12 protein-coding genes are annotated in these 13,268 nt (G+C 61.1%); 8 read left to right on the forward strand and 4 right to left on the reverse strand.

All coding sequences use genetic code 11. The annotated features are described in order from the left end of the window. Positions 1–65: 65 nt before the first annotated feature. From J3P89_RS27915 to purE, 3 genes are all read right to left on the reverse strand, one after another. Entirely contained in the window at positions 66–311 is a 246-nt protein-coding gene (locus tag J3P89_RS27915; protein ID WP_256229514.1) for a GlsB/YeaQ/YmgE family stress response membrane protein, read from the reverse strand. Between the two features lie 102 nt (positions 312–413). Then, the gene (locus tag J3P89_RS27920; RefSeq protein ID WP_434696291.1) at positions 414–1,499 is read right to left on the reverse strand and encodes a 5-(carboxyamino)imidazole ribonucleotide synthase; all 1,086 of its coding nucleotides are present in this window, start codon (positions 1,497–1,499) and stop codon (positions 414–416) included. Between the two features lie 12 nt (positions 1,500–1,511). After that, positions 1,512–2,003: a 5-(carboxyamino)imidazole ribonucleotide mutase gene (purE, locus tag J3P89_RS27925; RefSeq protein ID WP_003196369.1), complete on the reverse strand. Its 492-nt coding sequence runs from the start codon at positions 2,001–2,003 to the stop codon at positions 1,512–1,514. A gap of 353 nt (positions 2,004–2,356) precedes the next feature. Between purE and J3P89_RS27930 the strand changes: the two genes are divergently transcribed. Next, complete coding sequence (locus J3P89_RS27930; RefSeq protein ID WP_434696292.1) at positions 2,357–2,926, forward strand: reprolysin-like metallopeptidase; 570 nt, start codon at positions 2,357–2,359, stop codon at positions 2,924–2,926. Positions 2,927–2,971: 45 nt separating this feature from the next. On the opposite strand, the gene J3P89_RS27935 is transcribed toward J3P89_RS27930, so the two are convergent. After that, complete coding sequence (locus tag J3P89_RS27935; protein ID WP_434602400.1) at positions 2,972–3,883, reverse strand: LysR substrate-binding domain-containing protein; 912 nt, start codon at positions 3,881–3,883, stop codon at positions 2,972–2,974. Positions 3,884–4,065: 182 nt separating this feature from the next. Between J3P89_RS27935 and aspA the strand changes: the two genes are divergently transcribed. The 7 genes from aspA to J3P89_RS27970 all read left to right on the forward strand — a co-directional run bounded on the left by aspA (position 4,066) and on the right by J3P89_RS27970 (position 13,154). Beyond that, positions 4,066–5,490, forward strand: coding sequence for an aspartate ammonia-lyase (gene aspA, locus J3P89_RS27940; RefSeq protein WP_434570586.1), 1,425 nt, complete (start codon positions 4,066–4,068; stop codon positions 5,488–5,490). A gap of 486 nt (positions 5,491–5,976) precedes the next feature. Beyond that, positions 5,977–7,428 carry an alanine/glycine:cation symporter family protein gene (locus tag J3P89_RS27945; RefSeq protein ID WP_434654391.1) on the forward strand — a complete coding sequence of 484 codons (1,452 nt, stop codon included), beginning with the start codon at positions 5,977–5,979 and terminating at the stop codon, positions 7,426–7,428. Positions 7,429–7,560: 132 nt separating this feature from the next. After that, a complete protein-coding gene (locus J3P89_RS27950) occupies positions 7,561–8,565 on the forward strand; it encodes an asparaginase (protein WP_434696294.1) in 1,005 nt (334 codons plus the stop codon). A 147-nt stretch (positions 8,566–8,712) separates the two neighbouring features. Then, the gene (locus J3P89_RS27955) at positions 8,713–9,510 is read left to right on the forward strand and encodes a hypothetical protein (RefSeq protein ID WP_434696295.1); all 798 of its coding nucleotides are present in this window, start codon (positions 8,713–8,715) and stop codon (positions 9,508–9,510) included. A gap of 181 nt (positions 9,511–9,691) precedes the next feature. Continuing rightward, positions 9,692–10,684 carry an AraC family transcriptional regulator gene (locus J3P89_RS27960; protein WP_434696296.1) on the forward strand — a complete coding sequence of 331 codons (993 nt, stop codon included), beginning with the start codon at positions 9,692–9,694 and terminating at the stop codon, positions 10,682–10,684. Between the two features lie 326 nt (positions 10,685–11,010). After that, the gene (locus tag J3P89_RS27965; protein WP_434696297.1) at positions 11,011–12,042 is read left to right on the forward strand and encodes a histone deacetylase family protein; all 1,032 of its coding nucleotides are present in this window, start codon (positions 11,011–11,013) and stop codon (positions 12,040–12,042) included. Positions 12,043–12,053: 11 nt separating this feature from the next. Then, on the forward strand, positions 12,054–13,154 hold the full coding sequence (locus J3P89_RS27970) for a polyamine ABC transporter substrate-binding protein (RefSeq protein ID WP_434696298.1): 1,101 nt from the start codon (positions 12,054–12,056) through the stop codon (positions 13,152–13,154). Positions 13,155–13,268 lie beyond the last annotated feature (114 nt).

Genomic DNA, 13,268 nt, shown 5'->3' on the forward strand with positions numbered 1-13,268 from the left:
AAAATACGACGCCGGGCATTCTAGCCCTCCGCGCGCGCCACGCGCAGAGGACTTTCGCGCTTTGATCAGTTCCTTTTGATCAGGCCGTAGATCACCAGCAGCACCACCGCGCCCACCAGGGCACCGAGGAAACCAGCGCCTTCGCCTGCCTGATAGATGCCCAGGGCCTGGCCGCCGTAAGTGGCTGCCAGCGAACCGCCGATACCCAGCAGGATAGTCATGATCCAGCCCATGCTGTCATCGCCAGGCTTCAGGAAACGCGCGAGCAGGCCAACGATCAGGCCGATAAAAATGGTTCCGATGATTCCCATGGTATTCCCCTCTGATTGAGTAGCTATGCCAAAGCCTAGTCAGACTTTGGCACCTTGCCATGAGAGAAGACGGCCGACGAATGGTTCCACCGATGTTTCAGATTATTGCTCGGCGATCAGCGTCTCGACCTTGATGATCTGCTGGGCCAGCGTGGCCCGGTCGGCGCAACGCAGGTTGGCGTGACCAACCTTGCGCCCGACCTTGAACGCCTTGCCGTAGTGATGCAGGTGGCAGTCGGCGATCGCCAGGACCTTCTCGGTGTCCGGCACCTTGCCGATGAAGTTCAGCATCGCGCTTTCGCCGACCTTGGCCGTCGACCCCAGCGGCAGCCCGGCGACCGCCCGCAGGTGGTTTTCGAACTGGCTGCACTCGGCGCCTTCGGTGGTCCAGTGCCCGGAGTTGTGCACGCGCGGGGCAATTTCATTGGCCTTGAGGCCGCCATCCACTTCAAAGAACTCGAACGCCATGACGCCGACGTAATCGAGCTGCTTGAGTACCCGGCTGGAGTAGTCTTCAGCCAAGGTTTGCAGCGGGTGGTCGGTGCTGGCGACGGACAGCTTGAGGATGCCGTCCTTGTGGGTGTTGTGCACCAGCGGGTAGAAACGGATTTCACCGTCACGGGCACGCACGGCGATCAGCGAGACTTCGCCAGTGAAAGGCACGAAACCTTCCAGCAGGCAGCCGACACTGCCCAGCTCGGCGAATGTGCCGGGGACGTCTTCCGGGTTGCGCAGGACCTTCTGGCCCTTGCCGTCGTAACCCAGGGTGCGGGTCTTGAGCACGGCCGGCAGGCCGATGGACGCAACGGCGGCTTCCAGGTCGGCCTGGGACTGAATGTCGGCGAAGGCCGGGGTCGGAATGCCCAGGTCCTTGAACATGTTCTTTTCGAACCATCGATCGCGGGCGATGCGCAAGGCTTCGGCGCTCGGGAAAACCGGGACGAACTGGGACAGGAAGGCAACGGTCTCGGCCGGGACGCTTTCGAATTCGAAGGTCACCAGGTCGACTTCATCGGCCAGCTGGCGCAGGTGATCCTGATCGCCGTAATCGGCACGCAGGTGTTCACCCAGTGCCGCGGCACAGGCGTCCGGCGCCGGATCCAGGAAAGCGAAGTTCATCCCCAGCGGCGTACCCGCCAGGGCCAACATGCGACCCAACTGGCCGCCACCGATTACACCGATCTTCATTCGTCAACAACCTCAGGCAATGCGTGGGTCTGGATTGTCCAGGACGCTGTCTGTCTGCTCAGCGCGGAATTTTTTCAGCACGGTATGAAACTGCGGATGCTTGGCGCCCAGGATACTCGCCGACAACAGGGCTGCGTTGATCGCGCCGGCCTTGCCGATGGCCAGGGTGGCAACCGGGATGCCGGCGGGCATCTGCACGATCGACAGCAACGAATCGACACCCGAGAGCATCGACGACTGTACCGGCACGCCCAGTACCGGCAAGTGCGTCTTGGCCGCGCACATGCCTGGCAGGTGAGCCGCGCCGCCGGCGCCGGCGATGATCACTTCGATGCCACGCGCCTCGGCTTCTTCGGCGTACTGGAACAGCAGGTCCGGGGTGCGGTGGGCGGACACCACTTTCACCTCGTAGGGGATGCCGAGCTTTTCCAGCATATCGGCGGTGTGGCTAAGGGTGGACCAATCGGACTTGGAGCCCATGATCACGCCAACCAGTGCACTCATCGTCGTGCCTCTTCTCTCTGGGCGCCCTGGGGCGCGTCAAAAAACAACAAGCCACGCAGGAAACCGGCGTGGCTTGTTGTACGAATTATGGCCGGGTGGACCGACCGAAGGCCGGGCAGTATACCGTAATGAAGCAGATAAACAGCCCCTGTCGCGACCATCTGTCATGCGTTGCGCAAACCGCGGTTTTCCTGACTATCGAGTCAGTGCGCCGGGCTCATTTACGGCGAAATATCTTGAGGTGCAGCAGCGGTTTATCCAGTTCAAAAAGCAGCCTATAAGAATCCGGCACGGTGCGCTCTTGTAACCAAGGGGGCACTTTCTGGAGCACTTATTGAACAGGACGTTCAAACATGCCAAAACCTATCGTGATCCTAGTTATCCAACACGACGATCTAAAAGATTACAGTGTGAGCCAATTCTATCCCGATTATTTTTCCTGGTTTAACACCGAGCTGGAAAGAGTTGCACATCGTAAAGTCCAGATCACAGTCCATCCCGTGGGTACTTACCCCTCGCTCTCGGGATTCAATTACAAGCACGCGGACGAAGTAAAAACCATCCGGGAGTGGCGCCGACTGGTGGAGGAACTGCACATCAAGACGGTGCATAACCGCGGCCTTGAGCCGTCCCTCACCAAGATCCTGTTGCTGACTCGGGACAATCTCAACAGCAAAGTTGCCGGTATCGCAAACGTCAAGGGCTACGCGGCCATTGCTTCAATTACTAAATACCGGACACCGGCCCATGAAATAGGCCATATGCTGGGCGCGACCCATGATGACGGTGCAATCGAATATGATGGCTGGTGGCATAATTCGATCATGTTCGGCGACGGCTTCCAGGATTTTCGTGGCAATACTTACCGCTTTACCGAAAAGAACCGGGCAAACATCCGTAGCTACGTAGACTCCTTCGACTGACCCGCCCATCCGGCGTGAAAGCCCAGACGACGGTTTTCACGCTTTTCAAGCCGCAGGGCTGGCCGCCCCGCCTTCAAGCTTGCGCCACAACAACCGCACATTGGCCTTGCGCACCAGGGCGCAGCGGTACAGGCGGATTTCCAGCGGCACGTGCCATTGCGCGCCCCCGCAGATCACCAACTCGCCCCGGGCCAGTTCGTTGCGCACACTCAAGTGCGGCACCCAGGCGATGCCCAGGCCTTCCAGGGCCATGCTTTTCAGGCTGTCAGCCATGGCCGTCTCGTAGACCGTGGTGAAACGCAGGGCGCGCTGGCGCAACAACTGGTTCACCGAACGGCCCAGAAAAGCGCCGGCACTGTAGGCCAGCAGGGGCACGCTGGTCTCGCCCTCCAGGTCGAACAACGGCTTGCGGTCGGCATCGGCCGCGCAGACGGGGAGCATTTCGGTCTGGCCCAGGTGCAACGATGGGAATATCTCCGGGTCCATCTGCATCGCCGAATCCGGGTCGTAGAAGGCCAGCATCAAGTCGCAGCCCCCTTCACGCAGGGCATGCACCGCATCACCGACATTGGTCGCCACCAGCCGCGTGGCGATGTTCATGCCTTCGTTGCGCAACTGGGCGATCCAGCGCGGAAAGAAACCCAGCGCCAGGGAATGTGCCGCCGCTACCTGGATAACTTCGCCCTGCCCGCCCTCCAGGTGGTGCAAGTGCCGCAGCACTTCGCCCAACTGCTCGACCACCGTACGCGCCGTTACCAAGAACAACTGTCCCGCCGCAGTCAGTTCGATCGGCGTGCGGGAGCGGTTGACCAGGGTCAGCCCCAGCGCCGCCTCCAGGCTGCGGATCCGCCGGCTGAACGCTGGTTGCGTCACAAAGCGGCGCTCGGCCGCCTGGGAAAAACTGCGCGTCGCGGCCAAGGCACTGAAGTCCTCTAGCCATTTGCTTTCAAGATTCATCTCCGTCCTCCCGTAGGACGCACCAAAACAGGTCACACGTTCGCCGCATCATCGGCGTCACACGCGCATTATGCCGAATGTGCATAGGCCAGTGCTTAACAGCATTGGCCCTAAATTTTCTGAAAGCCTAGGATTCACAGCGTTCCGGCTCAGACCGGGTCCTTATTGAGATGATTGACATCATGTCCTCCGCTGCATCATTCCGCACAGAAAAAGACCTGCTTGGCGTACTCGAAGTACCGGCGCAAGCGTATTACGGCATCCAGACCCTGCGAGCGATCAACAACTTTCGTCTCTCCGGCGTCCCGATCTCGCATTACCCGAAACTGGTGGTCGGTCTGGCAATGGTCAAGCAAGCCGCCGCTGACGCCAACCGTGAGTTGGGCCAGCTCAGCGAAGCCAAGCACGCCGCCATCAGCGAAGCCTGTGCACGATTGATCCGCGGCGATTTCCACGACGAATTCGTGGTGGACATGATCCAGGGCGGCGCCGGCACGTCGACCAACATGAATGCCAACGAAGTCATCGCCAACATCGCGCTGGAGGCCATGGGTCACCAGAAGGGCGAATACCAGTATCTGCATCCGAACAACGACGTGAACATGGCGCAGTCGACCAACGACGCCTACCCGACTGCGATCCGCCTGGGTCTGCTGCTGGGCCACGACGCGTTGCTGGCCAGCCTCGACAGCCTGATCCAGGCGTTCGCCGCCAAGGGCGAGGAATTCAGCCACGTACTTAAAATGGGCCGTACCCAACTGCAAGACGCCGTGCCGATGACGCTGGGCCAGGAATTCCGCGCCTTCGCCACCACCCTGAGCGAAGACCTGGCGCGCCTGAAAACCCTGGCGCCTGAATTGCTCACCGAAGTGAACCTGGGCGGCACCGCCATCGGTACCGGCATCAACGCCGATCCGCGTTACCAGGCCCTGGCCGTACAGCGCCTGGCGACCATCAGCGGCCAACCGCTGGTTCCGGCCGCGGACTTGATCGAAGCGACCTCCGACATGGGCGCCTTCGTGCTGTTTTCCGGCATGCTCAAGCGTACCGCGGTCAAGCTGTCGAAGATCTGCAACGACTTGCGCCTGCTGTCCAGCGGCCCACGCACCGGCATCAACGAAATCAATCTGCCGGCCCGCCAGCCAGGCAGTTCGATCATGCCTGGCAAGGTCAACCCGGTGATCCCTGAAGCGGTGAACCAGGTCGCGTTCCAGATCATCGGCAACGACCTGGCGCTGACCATGGCGGCCGAAGGCGGCCAACTGCAACTGAACGTGATGGAGCCGCTGATCGCCTTCAAGATCTTCGACTCGATCCGCCTGCTGCAACGGGCCATGGACATGCTGCGCGAGCACTGCATCGTCGGCATCACAGCCAACGAAGCGCGCTGCCGCGAGCTGGTCGAGCACTCGATCGGCCTGGTTACCGCCCTGAACCCGTACATCGGCTATGAAAACGCCACCCGCATCGCCCGCGTCGCCCTGGAAAGTGGCCGCGGCGTGCTGGAACTGGTGCGCGAGGAAGGCTTGCTCGACGACGCCATGCTCGACGACATCCTGCGCCCGGAAAACATGATTGCCCCGCGTCTGGTCCCACTGAAGGCTTGATCGACGCGACCACTGCTCACCAGGTCGAGGGACTAGACACCTCTCACCTTTTGAGGGCTTGGGGACTCGTTCCCCAGGCCCTTTTTTTTAACCGACAACTGAAAGCGGGAGCAAATTTGTAGGAGCAAGCCTACTCGCGATAAACAGCGACGCGCTGCCGTTGTACCCCGCGTCGCCAGCTATCTAGAGCCGGCTCACTTCCACAAGAACCTGACCGAAGGGCCAGGAGATACAAGGGTCCGTTTCGTCGCACGCACCACAACTGTGCAGACGGGCGCCGCACTGATAGGTATAGTGCCGCCCCTCTTCGCATGAGTGGTCGTCGGTAGCGAGACCTCACAACATGCGAAAACCGAACTAATAACAAACCCGCGAAGTGGACCGGGACGAACATCGCCTCAACTGTCGTGCCGCGCGCCGGCCGATGTAACACGATGTTTCCAAATGGCCAGCATTTGCTTAAACAAAAAACAGCGAGGAATACTCATGCTCGAAGTCATCAACGACTTCCTCTCAGGGAAAGTGCTGATCGTGCTCATTGTCGGGCTCGGTGGCTACTTCACGATCCGCTCGCGTTTCGTCCAGTTCCGTCATTTCTTTCATATGTTCTCGGTGTTCCGGGACAGCCTGAAAAGCAGCACTGACCAGCTCAGCTCCTTCCAGGCCCTGATGCTCAGCCTTGCCGGCCGTGTCGGCGCGGGCAACATCGCCGGTGTCGGCATCGCCGTGACCCTCGGCGGGCCTGGTGCAGTGTTCTGGATGTGGGTGACCGCGCTGGTCGGCATGTCCAGCAGCTTCTTCGAGTGCTCCCTCGGCCAGCTCTACAAGCGCTGCGATTCCGAAGGCCAGTTCCGTGGTGGTCCGTCCTACTACATCCAGCACGGCCTGCAGAAACGCTGGCTGGGCATGATCATGGCGTTCCTGCTGCTGATCACCTTCGGCTTCGCCTTCAACGGCCTGCAAGCCCACGCCGTCACTCACTCCCTGAATAACGCCTTCGGCCTCGATACCACCTACACCGGCCTCGGCCTGGCGGTGCTGCTGGGCCTGGTATTCATCGGCGGGATCAAGCGAATCGCCAAGGTTGCGGACCTGCTGGTACCGGTCAAGACCCTGGCATACATCGCCGTGACGCTCTACGTGATCGTGCTGCAATTCGAACATGTACCAGGCATGCTGGCGACGATCGTCAGGAGCGCCTTCGGTCTGGACCAGGCCTTTGGCGGCCTGATCGGCAGCGCCATCGTCATGGGCGTCAAGCGTGGCGTGTTCGCCAACGAAGCCGGCCTGGGCAGTGCGCCTAACGTGGCCGCCGTGGCGTCGGTGGAGCACCCGGTCGCCCAAGGCGTGGTCCAGGCGTTCAGCGTTTTCCTCGACACGTTCGTGATCTGCACCTGCACCGCGCTGCTGATCCTGCTGTCGGGTTTCTACACCCCAGGCTTCGAAGGCGACGGCATTGCCCTGACCCAGAACTCCCTGGCGGCCGTGGTCGGCGACTGGGGCCGGATATTCATCTCCGTAGCCCTGTCGTTGTTCGTGTTCACCTCGATCCTCTACAACTATTACCTGGGCGAAAACAACCTGCGCTTCATGCTAGGTGAAAACCGCAAGGCGCTGATGGCCTATCGCGCCTTGGTCCTGGGACTGATTTTCTGGGGCGCCATCGAGAACCTCGGCACCGTGTTCGCCTTCGCCGATATCACCATGACGCTGCTGGCGTTCGTGAACCTGATCGCGCTGTTCCTGCTGTTCAAGGTCGGCATGCGCATCCTGCGCGACTATGACGACCAGCGTTCGGCTGGTATCAAGGTTCCGGTCTTCGATTCCAGCAAATTCCCCGACCTGGACCTGGACCGCAAGGCCTGGCCAGCGAACCCGTCGACCCCCGCCGCTGAATCCGGCAACGCCTCCGCGAGCCTGGCCGCAGCGCAACGCTGATCGGCAGGTTGTTTGAAAAAAACCGGGCGCATCCCCTGCGCCCGGCGTGACACAACACAAGGTCGGCGTCATGCTCGGCCTTATGTTGCAGCAGCGAGTGAAGCTGCTGTTTTCGTCCTCGGAGAACATCCCATGAATGCCTCGACCTATCCCGCCGCCCAGCACGTCATGGTGCTCTACACCGGCGGCACCATCGGCATGCAGGCCAGCGCCAACGGCCTGGCCCCGGCATCCGGTTTCGAAGCGCGGATGCGCGACTACCTGCACAGCCAGCCCGAACTGGTTATCCCGCAATGGCGTTTCCGGGAGATGTCGCCGCTGATCGACAGCGCCAACATGACCCCGGGCTACTGGCAGCAACTGCGCGAAGCGGTGGTCGATGCCGTCGATGTACAAGGCTGCGACAGTGTGCTGATCCTGCACGGTACCGACACACTGGCCTACAGCGCCGCCGCCATGAGTTTCCAGTTGCTCGGCTTGCACGCGCGGGTTTGCTTCACCGGTTCGATGCTGCCGGCCGGCGTGACCGACAGCGACGCCTGGGAAAACCTCAGCGGCGCGCTGGTCGCCCTCGGCCAGGGCCTGGCGCCGGGCGTGCACCTGTATTTCCACGGTGAACTGCTGGCGCCGACCCGCTGCGCCAAGGTGCGCAGCTTTGGTCGTCATCCGTTCAAGCGCCTGGAGCGCCAGGGCGGCGGCATCAAGGCCACGTCGCTGCCGGCGCAGTTGAATTACAACCAGCCGAAACAGTTGGCAAACGTCGTGGTGCTGCCATTGTTCCCCGGCATTGGCGCCGAGGTTATCGATGGCTTGCTGGGCAGCGGCATCCAGGGCCTGGTGCTGGAGTGCTACGGCAGCGGCACCGGTCCGAGCGACAACCCGGCCTTCCTCGCCAGCCTGGAACGGGCGCTGGACAACGGCGTGGTGATCGTGGCGGTCACTCAATGCCATGAAGGCGGCGTCGAGCTGGACATCTACGAAGCCGGCAGTCGCTTGCGCGGCGTCGGCGTGCTGTCCGGCGGCGGCATGACCCGCGAGGCTGCATTCGGCAAGTTACAGGCGCTGATTGGTGCGGGACTGTCGGTGAACGAGGTGCGGCGGCTGGCTGAGCTGGATCTTTGCAGGGAGCTGGCATGACCCGCTTGCAAGCGCTCGGCCCATCAGGACTGCTTGGTCAACTATCAGTTCTGACAGTAGCCGGGCCCGGTCCCTCACGCCTAACGTGAGCTCCGATAGACCCGCGTCTCACGACGGGCGCGGGTCGATATCGATCTCGGAGCTCATATGAAAACGCATGCATTCCCCGGCAAGCCACCGTTCGAAGGTTTTCAACATCCCTTCACCACGTCGGTTTCTCAAGTGCAACTGGTGGCACCGACCCTCTATCGTTTCAATAAGCCATTCATTCCCCATGAAACAGAGGGAATCATTGTCGCTGTGGAACTGGCCTCCTCCCACCTGCGTATTTATGTGCACATCCCCACGGTCGACCTGCCGAACGCTGCCACAGTGGCTATCGAGGTCCGGGCGCTCGACGGCAGCGTCAGCTACGCCTCGAAACCTCAGCCAATCGTTTCGCCGGAAACCCTGCGCATCGAAGTGCCGCAAGAAGACCTCAAGCGTTTTGCCGGCAAGAAGGTTTCCGTCCGCTATATCGTCCAACTGCCGGATGAGCAACCGGTAGGTTCCGAGGAGCTGTTCGCCAAGGTCACCTCTCCCCTGGATTTTAAGTTTCCCGTCGTGGAGGGGGTGATTGACTCGAAGCTCAAGGTGACCGACTACCCGGATGGACTGGATGTGGATCAATCTATAATTCTGAATCTGGAGTATCCCAGCGTCGTGGCGTGCAGATGGTGGGTGAGCTACCGTGTAGAGGGTGGTTTTCCAGTCACCCTCTATGACCTGCAGCAGACCCTCCCGGTAGCGCCAGGCTTGCCTTATCGCTTCCGTATCCCACCACAGGCCTATGCGTTCCCCTCCGAGGCGACATGTGAATGCGTAGTTAGTGTCAGTTTCGAGCCTCACGATCTTGATGCTCAGTTTTTTGGGCTCGGTGGTCACAAGTTCAGCTTCGTCAGATAGAGCCAAGTTACTGCTCGCTCAGTTTTGGCTGAGCGTTGTGGCGTGCGTTCGCTTGCGAGGGGCGACTAATGCTTTAGCGTCCCCAGTCATTTCAAGCGCACTCACACTCCACATTCTGGCAAGCACCGTCCGGCATACAACTTGCTCCCTCCTTCCAGCCTCCCCCGGCTGGAAACGGACCATGCTGCATTCCCACCTCACCACGCTCAACGCGGTCTCCCTGGTGCTCAACGCGTTCAGGAACGAAGGCTTGCCCAGTGACGCGCTATTGGCCGGCAGCGGCATCAGCATGGCGCACCTGAGCCGGGCCGACACACGCATCACCACCAACCAGGAGATGCAGGTCTGCGCCAACGCCGTGGCGCTCAAACGTGACATAGGCCTGGAATTGGGCCGCAACATGCACGTTTCGTCCTACGGCATGCTCGGCTATGCCCTGCTCACCAGCGCCACCTTAGGTGACGCTTTACGCCTGGCGCTGCGTTACCCGGCGCTATTGGGAACACTCTTTGAGCTGACACTGGAAGATGACGGCGAGCACATCTGGCTCAGCGCCAGCGACTATCGGGAGAACCCGGCCCTGGCGGTGTTCAATGCCGAGTTCTGCATGGTCTCGCTGAGGGTCATCTGCAACGACCTGCTCGGTCATGCGCTCCCCTTGCGAGCGACACGTTTCGAACACTCGGCACCGGATTATCAGGCACGTTATGAGGCCCTGTTCGAATGCCCTGTGCGTTTTGACAGTATCGACAACGCGTTCGCCTTCGATCGTCACTGGCTCGCGCAGCCCTTGCCACTGGCTGACCCCATCACTCATCACGCCATGGCCGAACGCTGCCGCCGCCAGAACACCGAGTTCACTGGCAGGCAGGCCTGGCTGGGACGCATCCGCCACTCGCTCGCCGCACAACTGGATGCCCCGCCAGGCCTGGAAGGCTTGGCCGAACAGATGAACTGCTCGGCGCGCACCCTGCGCCGGCATCTCAAGGACCTGGGCTGCAGCTACCAGGAATTGCTCGATGAACTGCGCTTCGAACGGGCCAAGCAGATGCTCGGTGAAGATCAATTGCCGATCTACCGGATCGCCGAAATGCTCGGTTTCAGCGAAACAGCCAGCTTCCGCCACGCATTCGTACGCTGGAGCGGCGTGGCGCCGAGTCAGTTCAGGCCATGAACGCTGCCCCCGTGGCGAGGGAGCTTGCTCCCGCTCGGCGGCGCAGCCGTCGCAAACCGGATAACGCGGTTTATCTGTAAAAAACGTATCAGGCGTTTTGGGGCGGCTTCGCCACCCAGCGGGAGCAAGCTCTCTCGCCACGGGACATAAGGGGAGGCCTGGATATCGCTGTTGCCCCGAACCGGCGCATGCCCGCGCCAACAAGGGGCGATTTACGGTCAACTATTTTGGCCATTTCGATCCCCTTTTGGCCTCTCCTGCCGTTCTCCCAAACGCGGCGCGCCGCAAGACTGTGGATACCGGATCAGCCCCTGCGGAGAACAAGAATGCTGACGATCTATTCCGACGATCACCACCTGCACCATGGACGTTGCGAGTTGATGGACGGGCAGCTGATGCCCTGCTTCGAAATGCCCTCCCGCGCCGATCATGTATTGGAGCGGGTCAAGGCCCGGGCGTTGGGGCCGGTGGAGGCGCCACGGGATTTCGGGCTGGGGCCTATCCAGCGCATCCACAGTGCGCAATACCTTGAATTCTTCGAGGGTGCCTGGGACCGCTGGAGCGAATTCAACCGCGACGGCGACCTGCTGCCCTATACCTGGCCGGCGCGCACCCTGCGTACCGTTATCCCGACGAGCCTGCACGGTCAACTCGGCTATTACAGTTTCGACGGCGGCGCCCCGATTACCGCCGGCACCTGGCAGGCCGCCTACAGCGCAGCCCAGGTCGCCCTCACCGCCCAGGCCGAAATCCAGCGCGGTGCCCGCAGTGCCTTCGCGTTGTGCCGGCCACCGGGGCACCACGCCGCCAGCGACTTGATGGGCGGTTATTGCTACCTCAACAACGCGGCGATCGCCGCCCAGGCTTTCCTTGACCAGGGCCACCGGAAGGTCGCGATCCTCGATGTCGACTACCACCATGGCAACGGCACCCAATCGATTTTCTACCAACGCAGCGATGTGTTGTTCGCCTCGATCCATGGCCATCCCGAAGCCGAATTCCCGTTCTTCCTGGGCTACGTCGACGAGCGCGGCGAAGGTGCCGGCACGGGATTCAATTTCAACTACCCGCTGCCCGCCGGTTCCGGCTGGGACAGCTGGAGCGCCGCCCTCGAACAGGCCTGCGGCGAGGTCCTGGACTATGACGCCGATGTCATCGTCGTCTCCCTGGGCGTGGACACCTTCAAGGACGACCCGATCTCTCAGTTCAAGCTCGACAGCCCGGATTACCTGGCGATGGGCAAACGCATCGCGGCGCTCGGCAAACCGACGCTGTTCGTGATGGAAGGGGGTTATGCGGTGGAAGAAATCGGCATCAACGCGGTGAACGTTCTCGAAGGTTTTCAAAGCGCCCAATGAGGAATATCAGCATGAAAAGACTCAAGCGTCTGATGGCTCCAGCCCTCTTCGCCACGCTGCTATGCGGCGCGGTCCAGGCCGAGGAGCGCACCCTGCGTGTCTACAACTGGTTCGACTACATCACGCCCAAGGCCCTTGAAGATTTCAAGGCGCAGCACAGCCAGGTCAAACTGGTCTACGACATCTTCGACACCAACGAAGCCCTGGAGGCCAAGCTGCTCACCGGTAACGCCGGCTACGATGTGGTCGTGCCGTCCAATGTATTCCTGGCCAAGCAGATCGAGGCCGGCGTATTTCAGCCCCTGGACCGCAGCAAATTGCCGAACTGGAACCACCTCGATCCCAAGCTGATGAAGCTGATCGAAGCCAACGATCCGGGCAACAAGTTTGCGGTGCCCTACATGTACGGCACCATCCTGATCGGCTTCAACCCGGCCAAAGTCAAGGCCGCGCTGGGCGACAATGCGCCGGTGGACAGTTGGGACCTGATCTTCAAGGAAGAAAACATCAGCAAGCTCAAGCAGTGCGGCGTGGCCCTGCTCGATTCGCCTTCGGAAATCCTGCCCTTGGCCCTGCAGCACCTGGGCCTGGATCCCAACAGCAAAAAACCGGCGGACTATGCCAAGGCCGAAGCGCTGCTGATGAAGATCCGGCCGCACATCACCTATTTTCACTCATCCAAATACATGGCCGACATCGCCAACGGCGATATCTGCGTAGCGGTCGGCTACTCCGGCAGCTTCTCCCAGGCCGCCAACCGCGCCAAGGAGGCCAAGAACGGCGTGACCGTGGACATGCGCCTGCCCAAGGAAGGCGCGCCGATCTGGTTCGACATGCTGGCCATTCCCAAGGGCGCGAAGAACCCGGACGACGCCTACGCCTTCATCGACTATCTGTTGCAGCCGAAGGTGATCGCGCCCGTCAGTGACTTTGTCGGCTACCCGAACCCGAACAAGGACGCCACCGACATGGTCGATCCGGCAATCCGCAACAATCCCAACCTGTATCCGACCGAGGCGGCAATGGCGACGCTCTACACGTTGCAACCCTTGCCGAGGGATGCCGAGCGGGCGCGGACGAGGGCTTGGACGCGGATTAAATCCGGCCAGTAACGCGGCTGCAAAAACTCGAGACGTCATCTCGGATCTGTTGAAAGACCTATACATAGTTACCACCTTTCCTGCCTTGCGCCCTCCTAGGATGAAAATCCCGAAGCATCCGGCTTC

The organism is Pseudomonas sp. Z1-14 (genome assembly GCF_051132005.1).
GTDB lineage: Bacteria > Pseudomonadota > Gammaproteobacteria > Pseudomonadales > Pseudomonadaceae > Aquipseudomonas.

Excerpts from the sequence above, each read along its gene's own strand:
- J3P89_RS27930 (WP_434696292.1), top strand. The coding sequence starts at position 2,357 with ATGCCAAAACCTATCGTGATCCTAGTTATCCAACACGACGATCTAAAA.
- J3P89_RS27915 (WP_256229514.1), bottom strand. The coding sequence starts at position 311 with ATGGGAATCATCGGAACCATTTTTATCGGCCTGATCGTTGGCCTGCTC.
- purE (WP_003196369.1), bottom strand. The coding sequence starts at position 2,003 with ATGAGTGCACTGGTTGGCGTGATCATGGGCTCCAAGTCCGATTGGTCC.
- J3P89_RS27950 (WP_434696294.1), top strand. The coding sequence starts at position 7,561 with ATGAATGCCTCGACCTATCCCGCCGCCCAGCACGTCATGGTGCTCTAC.
- J3P89_RS27960 (WP_434696296.1), top strand. The coding sequence starts at position 9,692 with ATGCTGCATTCCCACCTCACCACGCTCAACGCGGTCTCCCTGGTGCTC.
- J3P89_RS27945 (WP_434654391.1), top strand. The coding sequence starts at position 5,977 with ATGCTCGAAGTCATCAACGACTTCCTCTCAGGGAAAGTGCTGATCGTG.
- J3P89_RS27935 (WP_434602400.1), bottom strand. The coding sequence starts at position 3,883 with ATGAATCTTGAAAGCAAATGGCTAGAGGACTTCAGTGCCTTGGCCGCG.
- J3P89_RS27955 (WP_434696295.1), top strand. The coding sequence starts at position 8,713 with ATGAAAACGCATGCATTCCCCGGCAAGCCACCGTTCGAAGGTTTTCAA.
- aspA (WP_434570586.1), top strand. The coding sequence starts at position 4,066 with ATGTCCTCCGCTGCATCATTCCGCACAGAAAAAGACCTGCTTGGCGTA.
- J3P89_RS27970 (WP_434696298.1), top strand. The coding sequence starts at position 12,054 with ATGAAAAGACTCAAGCGTCTGATGGCTCCAGCCCTCTTCGCCACGCTG.
- J3P89_RS27920 (WP_434696291.1), bottom strand. The coding sequence starts at position 1,499 with ATGAAGATCGGTGTAATCGGTGGCGGCCAGTTGGGTCGCATGTTGGCC.
- J3P89_RS27965 (WP_434696297.1), top strand. The coding sequence starts at position 11,011 with ATGCTGACGATCTATTCCGACGATCACCACCTGCACCATGGACGTTGC.